The 17,132-nt window shown below is 72.4% G+C and carries 16 protein-coding genes and 1 pseudogene; 14 read left to right on the top strand and 3 right to left on the bottom strand.

The annotated features are described in order from the left end of the window. The first annotated feature begins 1 nt into the window (after nucleotide 1). The 5 genes from ABZS51_RS26430 (at nucleotide 2) to whiA (ending at nucleotide 5,989) form a co-directional block, all read left to right on the top strand. Nucleotides 2-466: a Rieske 2Fe-2S domain-containing protein gene (locus ABZS51_RS26430; RefSeq protein WP_355446109.1), complete on the top strand. Its 465-nt coding sequence runs from the start codon at nucleotides 2-4 to the stop codon at nucleotides 464-466. Between the two features lie 178 nt (nucleotides 467-644). Continuing rightward, nucleotides 645-2,729: an excinuclease ABC subunit UvrC gene (gene uvrC, locus ABZS51_RS26425; protein WP_355446175.1), complete on the top strand. Its 2,085-nt coding sequence runs from the start codon at nucleotides 645-647 to the stop codon at nucleotides 2,727-2,729. 4 nt (nucleotides 2,730-2,733) lie between these two features. Next, nucleotides 2,734-3,732 (top strand): RNase adapter RapZ, encoded by a 999-nt coding sequence (gene rapZ / locus ABZS51_RS26420; RefSeq protein WP_355446106.1) that lies wholly within the window; start codon nucleotides 2,734-2,736, stop codon nucleotides 3,730-3,732. Between the two features lie 290 nt (nucleotides 3,733-4,022). Then, nucleotides 4,023-4,937: a uridine diphosphate-N-acetylglucosamine-binding protein YvcK gene (gene yvcK, locus ABZS51_RS26415; protein WP_355446103.1), complete on the top strand. Its 915-nt coding sequence runs from the start codon at nucleotides 4,023-4,025 to the stop codon at nucleotides 4,935-4,937. Nucleotides 4,938-5,008: 71 nt separating this feature from the next. Continuing rightward, a complete protein-coding gene (whiA, locus tag ABZS51_RS26410) occupies nucleotides 5,009-5,989 on the top strand; it encodes a DNA-binding protein WhiA (protein WP_310708914.1) in 981 nt (326 codons plus the stop codon). 283 nt (nucleotides 5,990-6,272) lie between these two features. Here the strand turns inward: whiA and ABZS51_RS26405 are convergent, their stop codons facing one another. Then, nucleotides 6,273-6,923, bottom strand: coding sequence for a hypothetical protein (locus tag ABZS51_RS26405; RefSeq protein ID WP_355446100.1), 651 nt, complete (start codon nucleotides 6,921-6,923; stop codon nucleotides 6,273-6,275). A 184-nt stretch (nucleotides 6,924-7,107) separates the two neighbouring features. On the opposite strand from ABZS51_RS26405, the gene gap reads away from it, so the two are divergent. The 5 genes from gap to ABZS51_RS26380 all read left to right on the top strand — a co-directional run bounded on the left by gap (nucleotide 7,108) and on the right by ABZS51_RS26380 (nucleotide 10,922). Next, nucleotides 7,108-8,112 carry a type I glyceraldehyde-3-phosphate dehydrogenase gene (gap, locus tag ABZS51_RS26400; RefSeq protein ID WP_310708916.1) on the top strand — a complete coding sequence of 335 codons (1,005 nt, stop codon included), beginning with the start codon at nucleotides 7,108-7,110 and terminating at the stop codon, nucleotides 8,110-8,112. A gap of 69 nt (nucleotides 8,113-8,181) precedes the next feature. After that, entirely contained in the window at nucleotides 8,182-9,375 is a 1,194-nt protein-coding gene (locus ABZS51_RS26395; protein WP_355446096.1) for a phosphoglycerate kinase, read from the top strand. Further along, nucleotides 9,372-10,181: a triose-phosphate isomerase gene (gene tpiA / locus ABZS51_RS26390; RefSeq protein ID WP_310708918.1), complete on the top strand. Its 810-nt coding sequence runs from the start codon at nucleotides 9,372-9,374 to the stop codon at nucleotides 10,179-10,181. Before ABZS51_RS26395 ends, tpiA begins: the two co-directional genes overlap by 4 nt. 99 nt (nucleotides 10,182-10,280) lie before the next feature. Next, a complete protein-coding gene (gene secG / locus ABZS51_RS26385; protein WP_310708919.1) occupies nucleotides 10,281-10,511 on the top strand; it encodes a preprotein translocase subunit SecG in 231 nt (76 codons plus the stop codon). Between the two features lie 66 nt (nucleotides 10,512-10,577). Next, nucleotides 10,578-10,922: an RNA polymerase-binding protein RbpA gene (locus ABZS51_RS26380; RefSeq protein WP_310708920.1), complete on the top strand. Its 345-nt coding sequence runs from the start codon at nucleotides 10,578-10,580 to the stop codon at nucleotides 10,920-10,922. A 117-nt stretch (nucleotides 10,923-11,039) separates the two neighbouring features. Here the strand turns inward: ABZS51_RS26380 and ABZS51_RS26375 are convergent, their stop codons facing one another. Next, complete coding sequence (locus ABZS51_RS26375) at nucleotides 11,040-12,653, bottom strand: amidohydrolase (protein ID WP_355446092.1); 1,614 nt, start codon at nucleotides 12,651-12,653, stop codon at nucleotides 11,040-11,042. 171 nt (nucleotides 12,654-12,824) lie between these two features. On the opposite strand from ABZS51_RS26375, the gene ABZS51_RS26370 reads away from it, so the two are divergent. Next, a complete protein-coding gene (locus tag ABZS51_RS26370) occupies nucleotides 12,825-13,847 on the top strand; it encodes a GNAT family N-acetyltransferase (protein WP_310708922.1) in 1,023 nt (340 codons plus the stop codon). A 213-nt stretch (nucleotides 13,848-14,060) separates the two neighbouring features. Here the strand turns inward: ABZS51_RS26370 and ABZS51_RS26365 are convergent. Beyond that, a pseudogene (locus tag ABZS51_RS26365) lies at nucleotides 14,061-14,486 on the bottom strand (Clp protease N-terminal domain-containing protein); the annotation flags it as partial. A gap of 73 nt (nucleotides 14,487-14,559) precedes the next feature. On the opposite strand from ABZS51_RS26365, the gene ABZS51_RS26360 reads away from it, so the two are divergent. From ABZS51_RS26360 to ABZS51_RS26350, 3 genes are all read left to right on the top strand, one after another. After that, nucleotides 14,560-15,432: a hypothetical protein gene (locus ABZS51_RS26360; RefSeq protein ID WP_355446089.1), complete on the top strand. Its 873-nt coding sequence runs from the start codon at nucleotides 14,560-14,562 to the stop codon at nucleotides 15,430-15,432. Between the two features lie 97 nt (nucleotides 15,433-15,529). After that, nucleotides 15,530-16,399 (top strand): oxidoreductase, encoded by an 870-nt coding sequence (locus ABZS51_RS26355; protein ID WP_355446086.1) that lies wholly within the window; start codon nucleotides 15,530-15,532, stop codon nucleotides 16,397-16,399. A gap of 65 nt (nucleotides 16,400-16,464) precedes the next feature. Next, the gene (locus ABZS51_RS26350) at nucleotides 16,465-17,103 is read left to right on the top strand and encodes a TetR/AcrR family transcriptional regulator (protein ID WP_355446083.1); all 639 of its coding nucleotides are present in this window, start codon (nucleotides 16,465-16,467) and stop codon (nucleotides 17,101-17,103) included. The last annotated feature ends 29 nt before the right edge of the window (nucleotides 17,104-17,132 follow it).

The raw sequence follows: 17,132 nt of genomic DNA, 5'->3' as shown, positions 1-17,132 counted from the left end.
CATGGCAGAAGACCTTCAGAGTCGCAGAGCGGTGATCGCGGGAGTGGGCGTCGGTGGCCTCGCGCTGGCGCTGACCGCCTGTGGCGGCGAGAGCGGCACGTCCACCGGCACCGAGACCGGCGCGCCGTCCACGAGCGGAAGCGGGCAGCCGAGTGCCGGGAGCACCGGCTCGTCCGCGGGCGGCGCCCTGGCCAGGACGGCCGACATCCCGGTGGGCGGAGGCACGGTCTTCAAGGAGCAGAAGATCGTGGTGACGCAGCCCACGGCGGGCCAGTTCAAGGCGTTCAGCGCGATCTGCACCCACAAGGGCTGCACGGTGAACAAGGTGGCCGACGGGCTGATCGACTGCCCGTGCCACGGCAGCAAGTTCAAGGTGCAGGACGGCGCGGTCGCCGACGGGCCGGCCACGGAGCCGCTTCCCGAGAAGCAGATCAAGGTGGAGGGCGACCAGATCACCCTGGCCTGACCCGTTCCGTACGGCCCCGCACAGGTCCCTCGCCGGGCCCACGCCACACCCGCGAGGCGCCTGTGCGGGGCCACACCCCTGCCCTTCGCCCCGGCGGCCCGGGACCGGTCGGTCGGCGGCGGGGTCTGTCGGTGGGGGCCGTTAGTCTTTGAACGTGGCGAGATCAGCGGGCACCCCCTTGAGTTTCCGGCCCCGGCCCGGGTCCATCCCGGAGTCCCCGGGGGTCTACCGGTTCAGGGACGCGCACGGCCGGGTGATCTACGTCGGCAAGGCCAAGAGCCTGCGGCAGCGGCTCAACTCGTACTTCGCCGACTTCTCCGCCCTGCACCCGCGCACCCAGACGATGCTGACCACGGCGGCCGACGTCGACTGGACCGTCGTCGGCACCGAGGTCGAGGCGCTGCAGCTCGAATACTCCTGGATCAAGGAGTTCGACCCCCGCTTCAACGTCAAGTACCGCGACGACAAGTCCTACCCGTACCTCGCCGTCACCATGGACGACGACTTCCCGCGCGTCCAGGTGATGCGCGGCGCCAAGCGCAAGGGCACCCGCTACTTCGGTCCCTACTCCCACGCCTGGGCCATCCGCGAGACCGTCGACCTGCTGCTGCGCGTCTTCCCGGTGCGCACGTGCAGCGCCGGGGTGTTCAAGCGGGCCGGGCAGATCGGCCGGCCCTGCCTGCTCGGCTACATCGACAAGTGCTCCGCGCCGTGCGTCGGCCGCGTCACCCCCGAGGAGCACCGGGCGCTCGCCGAGGACTTCTGCGACTTCATGGCCGGCAACACCGGTCGCTTCATCAAGCGGCTGGAGAAGGAGATGCGCGAGGCCGCCGGCGAGCAGGAGTACGAACGCGCCGCGCGCCTGCGCGACGACATCCAGGCGCTCCAGCGTGCCCTGGAGAAGCAGGCGGTCGTGCTCGGCGAGGGCACCGACGCCGACGTCATCGCCCTGGCCGAGGACCCGCTCGAAGCCGCCGTCCAGGTCTTCTACGTGCGCGGCGGACGCATCCGCGGCCAGCGCGGCTGGGTCGTCGACAAGGTCGAGGAGACCTCGCCGGGCGAGCTGGTCGAGCAGTTCCTGCTGCAGATGTACGGCGAGGCGAGCCCTGACTCGATGCCCCGCGAGGTGCTCGTGCCCGAGCTGCCGCCCGACGCGGCCGCGGTCGCCGAGCTGCTGTCCGAGCAGCGCAAGGCCAGGGTCGAGGTACGGGTGCCGCAGCGCGGCGACAAGAAGTCGCTGCTGGAGACCGTCGGGCGCAACGCCATGGAGTCGCTCGCCCAGCACAAGATCCGCCGCGCCAGTGACCTGACCACGCGCAGCAAGGCGCTCCAGGAGATCGCCGACGCGCTCGGCCTCGACCAGGCGCCTCTGCGCGTCGAGTGCTACGACGTCTCCCACCTCCAGGGCGAGAACGTCGTGGCCTCGATGGTCGTCTTCGAGGACGGCCTGGCCCGCAAGAGCGAGTACCGCCGTTTCGCCGTCAAGACCAAGGAGGGCGACGTCGCCTCGATCCACGAGGTGATCATGCGGAGGTTCCGCCGTTACCTGGAGGAGCGCTCGGCCACCGGCGAGCTGGCCGCCGACGACGAGGCCCACGGCCTCATCGACCCCGAGACCGGCAAGCCGCGCAAGTTCGCCTACCCGCCCAACCTCGTCGTCGTCGACGGCGCCGGCCCCCAGGCCGCCGCCGCGCAGCGGGCGCTCGACGAGCTCGGCATCGACGACGTCGCCGTGTGCGGCCTGGCCAAGCGGCTGGAGGAGGTGTGGCTGCCCGGCGACGACCAGCCGGTCATCTTGCCGCGCTCCAGCGAGGGGCTCTACCTGCTGCAACGTGTCCGCGACGAGGCGCACCGGTTCGCCATCACCTACCATCGGTCCAAGAGGTCCAGGACCGTGAAGGAGAGCGCGCTCGACAGCGTGCCGGGTCTCGGCCCGGCACGGAGGCAGGCGCTGCTCAAGCACTTCGGCTCCGTCAAACGGCTGCGCGAGGCCACCGTGGCGGAGATCTGCGAGGTCCCCGGCATCGGCCGGTCGACCGCGGAGGTGATCGCATCGACGCTGAAGGGGGAGTCACCCGTGACCACCAGCGAGGCGGCGCCCGCACAGCGGGCCGCCGGCGACGCCGACGGCACCCTCGGCCCGCGTGCCGGTGACGGCGCTGACAGTGTCGGCGCCCTGAACGGCGTCACCGGGGGCGGGGCAGCCGTCCCGGCGCCGGGCGAAGCCGGCGGGCCTGACCGACCGAGCGGCCGAACGGAGTGAGACGATGAGCGCCGCCGAAGACAACGAGCAGCTGGGCGCGGCACGCCCGAGTGGTGGGGCGGCCGAGGGCGTTCCGGAGGGCCCGGCGGCCCAGGTCGCCGCGGCCGCGGCAGCCGCCGTGGAGCGGGGCGTGGCCGAGAGCAGGGAGCCCGCGTTCGTCATCGTCACCGGCATGTCCGGGGCGGGTCGCAGCACCGCGGCCAAGGCGCTGGAGGACCTCGGCTGGTTCGTCATCGACAACCTGCCGCCGGGCCTGCTGTTCGCCATGGCCGAGGAGGCCGGCAAGGTCAAGCTCGCCGCCGACAAGGTGGCGGCGGTGGTCGACGTGCGCAGCCTCGCCTTCACCACCGACCTCAACGCCGCCATCGAGGAGCTCGAAGGCCGCGGCGTGCGCGTGCGCGTGGTGTTCCTGGAGGCCAGCGACGAGGAGCTGGTCCGCCGCTTCGAGAATGTCCGCCGCCCGCACCCGTTGCAGGGCGAGGGCAGGCTCGTCGACGGCATCACCCGGGAGCGCGGCATCCTGCGCGAGGTGCGGGCCAACGCCGACCTCGTGATCGACACCTCCTCCCACAACGTGCACGAGCTCCGCAACAAGATCGTCGCCTTCTTCGGCGGCGAGGACCGTCCCGGGCTGCGGGTCAACGTGGTGTCCTTCGGCTTCAAGTACGGCCTGCCGGTCGACGCCGACCTGGTGGTCGACTGCCGGTTCCTGCCCAACCCGCACTGGGTGCCCGAGCTGCGGCCGATGAACGGGCTGGACGCGCCGGTCCGCGAGTACGTGCTGGGCCAGCCCGGCGCCAAGGAGTTCCTCGACGCGTACGAGGAGGTCCTGAAGGTGGTCGCGGCGGGCTATGCCCGCGAGGGCAAGAGCTATGCGACGCTGGCGGTGGGCTGCACGGGCGGCAAGCACCGCAGCGTCGCCATGGCCGAGCAGGTCGCGGGCCGCCTGCGCGACCGCGGGATGGAGGTCCAGGTGAGCCATCGGGATGTGGGGCGGGAGTGACCGATGACCACCAGGACCAGGGTGTTCCGTCCCCGGACGCGTCGTCCCTAGCCGCATCTTCCGCAGCCGCCTCGTCGGTCCAGGCGTCATCCGTGAGCCTGTCGACCGCTGGTGAGTCGTCCCGGAGCGGGACGTCCGCAGGTGGGGCGCCCGCGAGTGCGGTGCCTCGGAGCGGGGCGTCCGCGAGTGGGGCGCCTCCGAGCGGGGCACCGACGAGTGGGGTGTCTCGGAGCGGGGCGTCCGCGAGTGGGGTGACGGCGGGCGAGGGCCGGCCTCGGGGGCCGCGTGTCGTGGCCCTCGGCGGCGGGCACGGCCTGTACGCCTCCCTGTCCGCGCTGCGGGCCGTGACCGACACGCTCACGGCCGTCGTGACCGTGGCCGACGACGGCGGCTCCAGCGGCCGCCTGCGGCGCGAGCTCGGCGTCCTGCCGCCCGGCGACCTGCGCATGGCGCTGGCCGCGCTGTGCGGCGACGACGAGTGGGGCATCACCTGGAGCGAGGTGGTCCAGCACCGCTTCCGCAGCGAGGGGGACCTGCACGGCCACGCCGTCGGCAACCTCCTCATCGTGGCGCTCTGGGAGCTGCTCGGCGATCCCGTGGCCGGCCTCGACTGGGTGGGGCGGCTGCTGGGAGCCAACGGACGCGTGCTGCCGATGGCCTCGGTGCCGCTCGACATCGTCGCCGAGGTGGAGCTCGACGGCGTCACCTCGACCGTGCGCGGCCAGGTGGCGTGCGCTCTCACCCCCGGGCGTGTGCAGGCGATCTCCCTGGTCCCCGAGGACCCTCCCGCCCGGCCGGAGGCCATCGAGGCGGTCCTGGAGGCCGACTGGGTGGTGTTCGGGCCGGGGTCGTGGTTCACCAGCGTCCTGCCGCACCTGAAGGTGCCCGAGCTGGCCAGGGCCCTGCACGAGACCCGGGCCAGGCGGCTCGTCACGCTCAACCTCGCCCCGCAGGCGGGCGAGACCGACGACTTCTCCCCCCAGCAGCACCTGGAGGTGCTCAGGCAGCACGCGCCCGAGCTCATGGTGGACGTCGTCCTGGCCGACACGGGCATGGTCGACGACCTCGACGCGCTGGAGAAGGCGGCCGCCGCGCTCGGCGGTCGTCTCGTGCTGGCCGACGTGGCCGCCGCCGACGGCTCGCCCCGGCATGACCCACGACGTCTTGCCTCCGTCCTGGACGAGATTTTCCTCCAGAAGCGTTGATCCTGGTCGGCGGGGTGCGAAGGTGCGAGAGACTGCTGGGAGCCGGTCTGAATGGGGGAGGACTAACGCTTATGGCGATGACGGGTGTGGTCAAGGACGAGCTGAGCCGACTGCCGGTGCTGAAGCCTTGCTGTCGCAAGGCCGAGGTGTCCACGCTGCTGCGGTTCGCCAGCGGCCTGCACCTGGTGGGCGGGCGCATCGTGATCGAGGCGGAGCTCGACACCAACGCCACCGCGCGGCGGCTGATCAAGGACATCGGCGAGGTGTTCGGCCACAAGGCGGAGGTCCTCGTGCTGGCGCCGGCCGGCCTGCGCAAGGGATCACGGTACGTCGTGCGCGTCTACCGCGACGGTGAGGCGCTCGCCCGGCAGACGGGGCTGATCGACAACCACGGGCGGCCCGTGCGCGGGCTGCCGCGTCAGGTCGTCGCGGGTGCGGCCTGCGACGCCGAGGCGGCCTGGCGGGGGGCCTTCCTGGCACATGGCTCGCTCACCGAGCCGGGCCGGTCGATGTCGCTGGAGGTCACCTGCCCGGGTCCGGAGGCGGCGCTGGCGCTGGTCGGCTCCGCCCGGCGGCTGAAGATCCACGCCAAGGCGCGCGAGGTACGCGGCGTGGACCGGGTCGTGGTGCGCGACGGTGACGCCATCAGCGCGCTGCTCACCCGGCTCGGCGCGCACGACAGCGTGCTGGCCTGGGAGGAGCGCCGCATGCGCCGCGAGGTGCGCGCCACCGCCAACCGGCTGGCCAACTTCGACGACGCCAACCTCCGGCGCTCGGCCCGCGCCGCCGTGGCGGCGGGCGCCCGGGTGCAGCGGGCCCTGGAGATCCTGGGTGACGAGGCGCCGGAGCACCTGGTGGTGGCCGGGCGGCTGCGGGTGGAGCACAAGCAGGCGTCGCTGGAGGAGCTGGGGCAGATCGCCGACCCGCCGCTGACCAAGGACGCGATCGCCGGCCGGATCCGGCGGCTGCTGGCCATGGCCGACAAGCGCGCCTCCGACCTCGGCGTCCCCAACACCGAGGCCAACCTCACGGTCGACATGCTCGCCCCCTGAGGCACGGCACCCACGACCCGCGCCCGGGAGGCCCTTGAGGCACGGCCACCCGCGACCCGCGCCCGGGAGGCCCCTGAAGGCATGCCCGCGCGCGGTCACGGGCCGCGCCCGCAGCCTCATGCATGCGTGTCCGCGCCTGAAGGCCCTGGAGGCGCGTCCGGGACCCGTAGGCACTGAACAACCTGGGAGTGTGTCCGCCGGGGCGCGGGCCGGGCGTGTGGGCGCCGTGTGCGCGGCCCCGCCTCGCGGGGCGGGCGCGTCGACGTGAGGCGGGCCGGGGCGGTCAGTCCTGGGCGGGGTCGCGGGGAGTGAAGAGGTTGGCCGTCGTGGCGGTGGGCGCCGGCTTGGGCGGCTGGAGCGGCTCGAACGGCGCCCGGTACTCCGGCTCGGGCTCCGTCGCGTCCGCCACCGGCTCGCCGCCGCCACGCCTGCGGTGGGAGGCCGCCCCGTCCTCGGCCCGCCACCGCCGGCGCACCCGCACGACCCGTACGAGCGACAGCAGGAACGCGGGCACGGCCGCGGCGGCGACGGCGGCCCAGAAGTGCCAGGACGACCGGATGGCCAGCCACACGCCCTGCGCGCCGAAGACGAGCTGCTCGTCGAGGGAGGACAGGGGGAACCCGCGCTCGACGACGAAGCCCATGGAGCCGGCGACGCCGCCGATCGCGCGGACCCCGAAGGCGTAGAGCACCAGCAGCAGCGGAAGGAGCAGGCTGCGCGGCCGAACGGTCCACATGGCGAGACCGAGGATCAGCCCGGCCAGGAGGCAGCAGGCGACGGGGAAGGCGAAGGTCGGGTCCCCTGCGAACCAGCGCACCTCGTAGGGCAGGCGGTAATAGAACGTTGCCATGGCCGCGTATCCCGCCGCTCCGATGATCATCGCGACGAAGCCCACGATCAGGCCGGACAGCAGGCCGGACCTGCGTTGTGACATCTCAGCCCCCAGAGAATGCCCGAATTTACACCGACGAGTCGGGCACTTTACTCGAACGCTGCAAATCACGCCTCTTGAATGGTGATACGCAGGCCGGGGGTTGCAGTGGTCTAAACCAATTTAGGTCCGATAGGGTTGGGGGTTGAGGTTTCAGCCCGCATCACGTACGAGGAGATCGGTTCCCGTGAGCATCCGCGTAGGCGTCAACGGCTTCGGCCGCATCGGTCGTAACTTCTGGCGTGCGGTCGCCGCCGGCGGCAAGGACATCGAGATCGTTGCGGTCAACGACCTGACCGACAACGCCACGCTCGCCCACCTGCTGAAGTACGACAGCATCCTGGGCCGCCTGCCGTACGAGGTGAAGGCGACCAGCGACGAGATCACCGTCGACGGCAAGGCCATCAAGGTCTTCGAGGAGCGCGACCCGGCCAAGCTGCCCTGGGGCGACCTGGGCGTGGACGTCGTGCTCGAGTCGACCGGCCTGTTCACCGACGCCGCCAAGGCCAAGGTGCACGCCGACAACGGCGCCAAGAAGGTCATCATCTCGGCCCCGGCCAAGAACGAGGACGTCACCATCGTCATGGGCGTCAACCACGACTCCTATGACCCGGCCAACCACACGATCATCTCCAACGCGTCCTGCACCACCAACTGCCTGGCTCCGCTGGCCAAGGTCCTCCACGACACCTTCACCATCGAGAAGGGTCTGATGACCACCATCCACGCCTACACGCAGGACCAGAACCTGCAGGACGGCCCGCACAAGGACCTGCGCCGCGCCCGCGCCGCCGCGCTCAACGTGGTGCCCACCTCCACCGGCGCCGCCAAGGCCATCGGCCTGGTGCTGCCGGAGCTGAAGGGCAAGCTCGACGGGTTCGCGATGCGCGTGCCGATCCCCACCGGCTCGGCCACCGACCTGACCGTGGACGTCAGCCGCGACGTCACCGTCGAGGAGGTCAACGCCGCGCTCAAGGCCGCCGCCGAGGGCCCGCTCAAGGGCATCCTCACCTACACCGAGGACGAGATCGTCTCCTCCGACATCGTGACCGACCCGGCCTCCTGCATCTTCGACGCCGGCCTCACCAAGGTCATCGGCAACCAGGTCAAGGTCGTCGGCTGGTACGACAACGAGTGGGGCTACTCCAACCGCCTGGCCGACCTCATCGAGCTGGTGGGCGCCGACCTGTGACGGGTCCGCGCTGAGCGAGACATCCATCACCCGGGACCGTCCGAGCCGCGCTCGGCGGAAGGAGCACAGTTGCGCACGATCGACGATCTCGACGTGAAGGGCCGGCGCGTGCTCGTGCGCGCCGACCTCAACGTCCCTCTCGACGGTGAGACGATCACCGACGACGGCCGCATCAGAGCGTCGGTTCCGACGATCCAGGCCCTGGCCGGGCGCGGCGCGAAGGTCGTCGTCTGCGCCCACCTCGGCCGCCCCAAGGGCAAGGCCGAGCCGAAGTACTCGCTGAAGCCGGTCGCCGCGCGGCTGGGCGAGCTGCTCGGCCAGGACGTGGCGTTCGCCACCGACGTGGTCGGCGACAGCGCCCACGCCACCGTCTCGGGGCTCCAGGACGGCCAGGTGGCCCTGCTGGAGAACCTCCGGTACGAGCCGGGCGAGGAGTCCAAGGACGACCAGGCGCGCGGCGAGTTCGCCGCGAAGCTGGCCGGCCTGGCGGAGCTGTACGTCGGTGACGGCTTCGGCGCGGTGCACCGCAAGCACGCCAGCGTCTACGACGTGCCCCGGCTGCTGCCGCACGCGGCGGGCGGGCTCGTCGTGGCCGAGGTCGAGGTGCTCAAGCGCCTCACCGAGCACGCCGAGCGGCCGTACGTGGTGGTGCTGGGCGGCGCCAAGGTGTCCGACAAGCTGGGCGTCATCGCCAGCCTGCTCACCAAGGTCGACCGGCTGCTCATCGGCGGCGGCATGGCCTACACCTTCCTCAAGGCCCAGGGCCACGAGGTCGGCCAGTCGCTGCTGCAGGAGGACCAGCTCGACCAGGTGCGCGGCTTCCTCGACCAGGCGGCCGAGCGCGACGTCGAGCTGGTGCTGCCGGTGGACGTGCTGGCGGCGACCGAGTTCGGCAAGGACGCGCCCCACGACGTCGTCGAGGCGACCGCGATCCCGGCCGACCGGCAGGGGCTCGACATCGGCCCGAAGACCCGCGAGCTGTTCGCGGGCAAGCTGGCCGACGCCCGGACCGTCTTCTGGAACGGCCCGATGGGCGTGTTCGAGTTCGACGCCTTCTCGGGCGGCACGCGCGCGGTGGCGGAGGCGCTCATCGGCTCCGACGCCTTCACCGTGGTCGGCGGCGGTGACTCGGCCGCGGCCGTGCGCCGGCTCGGCCTCCCCGAGGACGGCTTCTCCCACATCTCCACCGGTGGCGGGGCCAGCCTCGAATACCTGGAGGGCAAGACCCTTCCCGGACTCGCCGCCCTGGAGGATGCGGAGTGACGCGACAGGGTGACCGCCCCTCGGGGGCCGGCCGCAAGCCGCTCATCGCGGGCAACTGGAAGATGAACCTCAACCACCTCGAGGCCATCGCCCTGGTGCAGAAGCTCGCCTTCGCGCTCGGCGACAAGGACTTCGACAAGGTCGAGGTCGCCGTCCTGCCGCCGTTCACGGACCTGCGCAGCGTGCAGACGCTCGTGGACGGCGACAAGCTGCGCATCGTGTACGGCGCGCAGGACCTGTCCCGGCACGACGCGGGCGCCTACACCGGGGAGATCTCCGGGGCGATGCTGGCCAAGCTCGGCTGCACCTTCGCGGTGATCGGCCACTCCGAGCGGCGCGAGCACCACCGCGAGGACGACGACCTGGTCAACGCCAAGGTGCACGCCGCCTACCGCCACTCGCTGACGCCGATCCTGTGCGTGGGCGAGGGGCTGGAGGTCCGCAGGGAGGGCGGCCACGTGGCGCACACCCTGGCTCAGCTGGAGGGCGCGCTGCGCAAGGTCACCGCCGAGCAGGTCAAGTCGATCGTGGTGGCCTACGAGCCGGTGTGGGCGATCGGCACCGGCGAGGTCGCGACGCCGGAGGACGCGCAGGAGGTCTGCTCGGCCCTGCGCGGGCGACTCGCTGAGCTGTACGACGACGAAGTGGCCTCAGGTGTCCGTATCCTGTACGGAGGATCGGTGAAGTCGGGCAACATCGCCGGCATCATGGCGCAGTCCGACGTCGACGGCGCTCTGGTGGGCGGTGCCAGCATCGACGCCGGCGAGTTCGTCAAGATCTGCCGTTTTTCCGATATGCCCGGCTAGCTGAGCCGTTCCTGGGGCGCGACTTGACAGCAAGTCGTACCCTCTAGAGGCAAGTTTGAATCGTCACGCGTCACAGAGCACTGAAGGAACAGGCATACCGTGGAAATCGGAATCTCCATCGCCCTCATCCTGGCGAGCTGTCTCATGGTCCTGCTCGTGCTGCTCCACAAGGGCAAGGGTGGCGGTCTGTCGGACATGTTCGGCGGAGGTTTCTCGTCGAGTTTCGGCGGCTCGTCCGTGGTGGAGCGCAACCTTGACCGGCTGACGGTCATCACGGGCGTGATCTGGTTCGTCTGCATCATCGCGCTCGGCCTGCTGCTGAAGCCGTAGCGATTCGGCGCGTGACAGTGATTCTCCCCCCGTGTCCCGCGGGGCGATCGAGCGAGGAGTTCATCCGTGGGTAGTGGCAACGCGATCCGTGGCAGCCGTGTCGGCGCCGGCCCGATGGGGGAGGCCGAGCGCGGTGAGGCAGCTCCGAGAGTGCGGGTCTCGTTCTGGTGCGCGAACATGCACGAGACGCGCCCCAGCTTCGCCAGTGACGCGGCGGTCCCCGAGACCTGGGACTGCCCGCGCTGCGGCCTCCCGGCAGGACAGGACGAGCAGGCCCCGCCTGCCCCGCCCAAGAACGAGCCGTACAAGACGCACCTGGCCTACGTGAAGGAGCGCAGGAGCGACAAGGACGGCAAGGCCATCCTCGAGGAGGCGCTCGAGCGCCTGCGCAACAACAGGTCCCCCTGGTAGTCCCGCTCGGCTCCGCCTGCGGGGCCGGCAGGACGGGACATCACGTCCGCGCGGCATGACGTGCCTCGAAGGGCCCCGGCAGCACGCCGGGGCCCTTCGGCGTGAGAACCCTCTGGTTCAGGAGCCCGCTCGCCGGTAGACCTGCTCACCGTCCACGAACGTCCGAGCCACCCGGGTCGTCCAGATCTCCTCGGCGGGCAGCGCGAACGGGTCGCGGTCGAGCACGACGAGGTCCGCCGGGCGGCCCGGCTCGATCACCCCGGCGGGGGAGCGGTTGATCCAGGCCGACCCGGCCGTGTACGCGGTCATCGCCGTGGCCAGGTCGAGGCGCTGTCCCGGCAGGAACGGCGTCCCCGCGGTCGGGTAGCCGGCGTGCACCGAGCCGCCCGGCTCCGTGCGGTTGACCGCGACGTGCATGCCCTGCAGCGGGTCGGCGTCCGACACGGGCCAGTCGCTGCCCGCGCAGAACCGGGTCCCGTGCGCCAGCAGGTCGGCGAACGGGTACTGCCACGACGAGCGCGGCTCGCCCAGGAACGGCAGCGTCAGCTCGTCCATCTGGGCGTGGTGCGTGGCCCACAGCGGCTGCAGGTTGGCCGCGACGCCGAGCCGGGCGAAGCGCGGCACGTCGGACGGCTCGATGATCTGCAGGTGCGCTATGTGGTGTCGGTTGGCCGGGTCGGTGCCCTCGAAGCTGTCGAGCGCCTCGCGCACCGCCCGCTCGCCGATGGCGTGGAAGTGCACCTGGAAGCCGAGCCGGTCCAGCTCGGCGACGTACTCCTTGAGCTTGCCGGGGTCCACGTACGACAGGCCCGTGCCGCCGCACAGGCAGTACGGCTCCAGCGTGGCGGCGGTGAAGTTCTCGGTGATGCCGTCCTGCATGATCTTGACGGAGGTGGCGGCGAACCGCTCCAGGCCCTCGGCCGAGGCCCGCCGCTCGACCAGCTCCGCGATCTGGTCGGCGCCGCGCGTGCGGTCCCACCACAGCGCGCCCACCACGCGCGCCCGCAGCGTGCCGGAGCGGGCCGCCGACAGGTAGGTGGGGAGCTGGTCGTCCGAGCCCGCGTAGGAGCCGACGATCGCGTCCTGCCAGCCGGTGACGCCGAGGGAGAACAGGTGCCGCTGGGCGTCGGCCAGCGCCGCGTCGAGGTCGGCGGCGGTCGGGCGGGGGGTGAGCAGGCCCACGAGGTCCATCGCCCCCTCGTGCAGCACGCCGCTGGGGGTGCCGTCGGCGTCGCGCTCGATGCGGCCGTCGGCCGGGTCGGGGGTGTCGCGGGTGACGCCCGCCAGCTCCAGGGCGCGGGTGCTGACCCAGGCCGCGTGATGGTCGCGCTGGATCAGGTAGACGGGGCGGCCGACGAAGTCGAGCTGGGTGCGGTGGGGGAGGCCGCCCGGGAAGGCGGACATGTCCCAGCCGCCCCCGTCGATCCACTCCTTGTCCTGATTTTTCGCGGCATAGTCGGAGATCTTGGCTCGGTACGCGTCGAGTCCGTACACCTCGGACAGGTCGCACTTCGAGCGCTCCAGCCCCGCCTGCACCGGGTGGATGTGCGCGTCCGTGAACCCGGGCGTCAGCAGGCCGCCCTCCAGGTCCACGGTCTCGTGGGGACCCGCCTCACGGGCCAGGTCGCGCTCGGCGCCGACGGCGGCGACGACCCCGTCACGCACCAGCACGGCCTCAGCGAACCCGCCGGTCGCGGTGAACACCCGCCCGCCTCGGAACAGCGTCGTCATCGGCCCTCCCCGGCCCGTCCGCCTCGGAGGCGTCCGGGACGGCCTCCGCCAACAATCGTCAAAACCGGCAAGACCGGCGAAACCAGAACATGTACGTTCATAGGCGCATATCTTGCTACATGAAACGCGACGGTAGCGGCTGTGTAACAGGGCCCCGTCATGCTGATGCCCATGGGATTCTTGCGCATCCGCACCACGGTGGACGAGCGGCCGGGACGACTCGCCTCACTGGCCGCCGCCCTGGCCGACAGGGGCGGCAACATCCTGGGCCTGAGCGTCCAGTCCGACGCCGACGGCACGGTGGACGAGTTCGTCGCCGACATCCCGGCCGGCCCCGAGACCGTGCGCGAGGCCCTGGAGGCGGCCGGGGGCCGCCGCGTCCAGGTCGTCCCGGCGACCGCGCACGAGCTGACCGACGAGCCCACCCGGGCCCTGCTGCTGGCCTCCCGGCTGCGCTCCATGCCGTGGCGCCTGCCCGAGCTGCTGGCCGAGCTGCTGCGCGCGGACGACGCCCGGTGGATCTATGGTGAGGCCGTGAGTGATCTCCCCGACCCCACCCAGCTCGTCGTGCCCGTGGCGCCCCGCCGCGCCGTACGGCTGCGCCGCGCCGAGCTGCCGTTCACGCTCACCGAGGCCGCTCGCGCCGCCTCCTTCGCCCGGCTGGCCCAGCCGCCGGCGGAGCAGGGCTCCGGGGACCGCTCCGTGAAGCTGGCCGAGGGCGTCGAGGTCGCCATCCGCCCGCTCACCTCCATCTACCGCGAGGCCGTCCGCGACCTGCACGACAGGTGCTCGCCCGAGGCCCGCCGGTTCCGCTACTTCACCTCGATGCCGGCGCTGCCGCCGCGCATGTTCGACACGCTGTGCGACCGCAGCCGCGGCCACTCGCTCGTGGGCGGCCACGACGGGCAGGTCGTGGCCATGGCCAACCTGATGTTCACCTCCGACCCCGGCATCGCCGAGATGGCCTTCCTGGTCGAGGACCGCTGGCAGGGGCGCGGTCTGGGCTCGGCGATGGCCAGGGCGCTGATCCGGGCGGCGCGCGACCTCGGGTACGCCGAGGTGCGGGCGACCATGCTCTCGGACAACGTCCGCATGCGGCGGCTCATGCTGTCGCTCGGCGCCTCGATCACCTACACCGAGGACCCGGGCGTGCTGGAGTCGCGGCTGCCCGTGGGCGCGATGGTCTCAACCTGACCCCTCGGCTCGGGGCTCCTCGCCGGCATCCTCGCCGGGCACCTCGGCGGGGCCACCGGCGGGGCGCTCGCCGGTGTCCCCGGGCGCGCGGGGGATGCCGAGATGGCGCTCGATGCGCTCCAGGCTCTCCTCGATCCGCGTCAGCCGCTCGGCCACCGCCGGGCCGCCCGTCGGGTAGTACTCCTCGCCCGGCCTGTCCCTCGGCCCCGCCGTGATGAGCGTGATGACGCGGTCCCGTACCTGCTGCAGGGGCGCCCCCGCGGCCACGAGCGCCTGCGACGCCAGCCCCTCCCCCTCCCGCACGAGGCCGAGCAGGATGTGCTCCGTGCCGATGTAGTGGTGCCGGAGCTGGAGCGCCTCCCGCAACGACAGCTCCAGCACCTTCTTGGCCCGCGGAGTGAACGGGATGTGCCCGGTGGGCCCCTTGGCGCCGCGCCCCACCTCCTGCTCCACGAACCGGCGCACCGGCTCCAGCTCCACCCCGCAGCTCGCGAGCGCCCGCGCCGCGATGTCGTCGCCCTCGTGCAGGATGCCGAGCAGGATGTGCTCGGTGCCGATGTAGTGGTGGTTCAGCATCCGCGCCTCTTCCTGGGCGAGGACGACCACCCTGCGCGCGCGATCGGTGAAACGCTCGAACACGAGGAGACTCCGTTCGGCTGGCCTTGCCTCCACTATGCGCTACAAACCCGGTCATGTGGGGTATCTCACTGGTGTGGATCTTGACGAGGTGGCCGACCGGCTCTATGGCCTGCCGCCGTCCGAGTTCACCGCCGCGCGCGCCGCCGAGGCCCGGGCGGCCAAGGACGCGGGCGACGTACGGCTGTCGCGCGCGATCGGGCGCCTGCGCAAGCCCACGGTCTCGGCCTGGGCCGTGAACCGGGCCGTCCGCGAGCACGCGGACGATCTGCGCGAGCTGCTGGCGGTGGGGGAGGAGCTGCGGCGGGCCTGGGAGGCGCACGACGCGGGCGCGCTCACCGAGGTCACCCGGCGGCGCGGCGCGGTCTCGGAGCGGGTCGCCCGGCTGATCAAGGAGGACGCCGGGCTGTCGGCCGCCGCCGCGGCGGAGGTGGACCGGACGCTGGACGCCGCCGTGGTGGACGAAGGCGCGGCGGACGAGGTGCGGCGGGGGCGCCTGGTCCGGCCCCTGGAGTACAGCGGCTTCGCCCCGGCCCCGGCTCCCGCCGCTCGCCCGGCGCCGGCGGCCGGCGCGGGTGGGCTGGAGGCGTCCGGCGAGGGCCGCGCCGACCGCAGGAGGCATGGAGGGGAACGGGCGGACCAGGAGGCGCCCGAAGAGAGCCGGGCGGAGCGTAAGGCGGCGGCCGAGGAGCGGGCCAGGCAGCAGGCCGAGGCGCGGGCCGCGCGGGAGGCGCGCAAGGCGCAGGAGCGGGTCGAGGCGGAGGCGGCCTACCTGGAGTGGCGCGACGCGCTGGCCGAGGCCGTACGGGAGCACGACAAGCGCGCGGAGAAGGCGGCGCGGCTGGAGCGCAAGCTGGCCAAGGCGCAGAAGCGGCTGCGGGAGAGCGAGCAGCGCCTGGAGGTCGCCCGCCGCGAGGAGCGCCATGCCCGCCACCGCCTGGAGAGCTGAGGCCGCGGCGCCGCGCCGGATTCCCGGGAAGATCGCGCGCGCGGACGTGGAGGGCTAAGGTGTACGAAACGGTTCCGTACACCTTTCTGGAGTGGCGATGACACCCTGGACCCCCGCCGACATGCCCGCCCTGGACGGCCGGACGGCGATCGTCACCGGCGCCAACAGCGGCATCGGCCTGCCCACCGTGCTGGAGCTCGCCCGCCACGGCGCCCGCGTGATCGCCACCGCGCGGTCCGAGGCGAAGGGGGAGGAGGCCGTGGCCGCCGTCCGGCGCGCCGTGCCCGGCGCCCGCGTCGAGCGGGCCCTGCTCGACCTCGCCGATCTGGCCTCGGTGCGCGCGTTCGCCGAGGGCGTGGACGAAGTGGACCTGCTGATCAACAACGCCGGCGTCGGCATGACGCCCCGCAGCCTGACGAAGGACGGGTTCGAGCTGCAGTTCGGCACCAACCACCTGGGCCACTTCGCGCTGACCGGGCTGCTCCTGCCGAAGCTGCTCGCCCGCCCGGGCACCCGCGTGGTGACCGTCTCCAGCGACGCCCACACCCGCGGCCGGCTCGACTTCGACGATCTCACCCTGGAGCGCGGCTACGGCCGGATGAGCGCCTACGGCCGTTCCAAGCTGGCCAACCTCCTGTTCGCCCTGGAGCTCCAGCGGCGCGCTGAGCGGGCCCAGGCGGACCTCAAGAGCGTGGCCACGCATCCCGGTGCCACGGCGACGAACATCGTCAAGGTGGGGCCGCTCAAGCCTCTCCTGGGGCTGTTCCTGCTGAGCCCCGAGACCGGCGCGCTGCCGTCCCTGTACGCCGCCACCTCGCCGGACATCCGCGGCGGCGAGTTCGTCGGCCCGAAGCTGCGCCTCCTCACCCCGTCCGCCGACGCCGCTTCCGAGGAGCTCGCCGCGCGCCTCTGGGACGTGTCCACCGAACTCACCGGCGTACGATTCGATCGGCTCGCCGCTCGGTGACGCCGTGAGCACCTGACGAACGCCGCCGGGCAGGAACCGGCCGGGCAGGACCGGAGGACGTGTACGTGGCCCCACTCGACCCCGGGCGCGAGAGGGCCATCCTCGACGCCACGCTGGAGCTGCTGTCGGAGATGGGCTACGACCGGATGTCGGTCGACCAGATCGCCAGGCGCGCCAGGGCCAGCAAGGCCACGATCTACCGGCGCTGGGCGGGCAAGCCCGAGCTGGTGGTGGACGTCATCTGCCGCCGCTTCGACACGGACGCGCCGCGCCCCTGCGACACCGGCTCGCTCCGGGGCGACCTGGCCGGGTTCCTGCGGGGACTGTGCGAGACGGCCGAGCGCAAGCACACGCTCATCATGGGCCTGTCCTCGACGCTGGTCTCGCATCAGGAGCTGGCGAGGACGCTGCGCGCGCACATGCTGAGCAGGGACTTCCACGGTGTGGAGGCCCTGCTGGAGCGGGCCCGGGAGCGCGGCGAGCCGGCCGGGCGGCCGGCGGGTGAGCCGATGAAGGGGCCGGCGGGCGGGCCGCCGCGCGCGGTGGAGGCCGCCCGGCTCGCCGGCGTCGCCGAGGCCCTGGTGTGGCATCGCCTGATCTTCGTCGGGCCGCCGCTGGATGATGCGTTCGTGGAGGAGTCGGTCCGCGAGGTGCTGTTGCCGCTGGTCCGGGCCTGGGCCGCCGCACCGGCCGAGAAAATCTGACGGTTTCATGTGAGATTTGAGCGCCACAT

Source organism: Nonomuraea sp. NPDC005501, assembly GCF_040605905.1.
GTDB lineage: Bacteria > Actinomycetota > Actinomycetes > Streptosporangiales > Streptosporangiaceae > Nonomuraea.
Note: the sequence above shows the minus strand (reverse complement) of the source record. Positions and strands in the feature narration are given on the sequence as shown.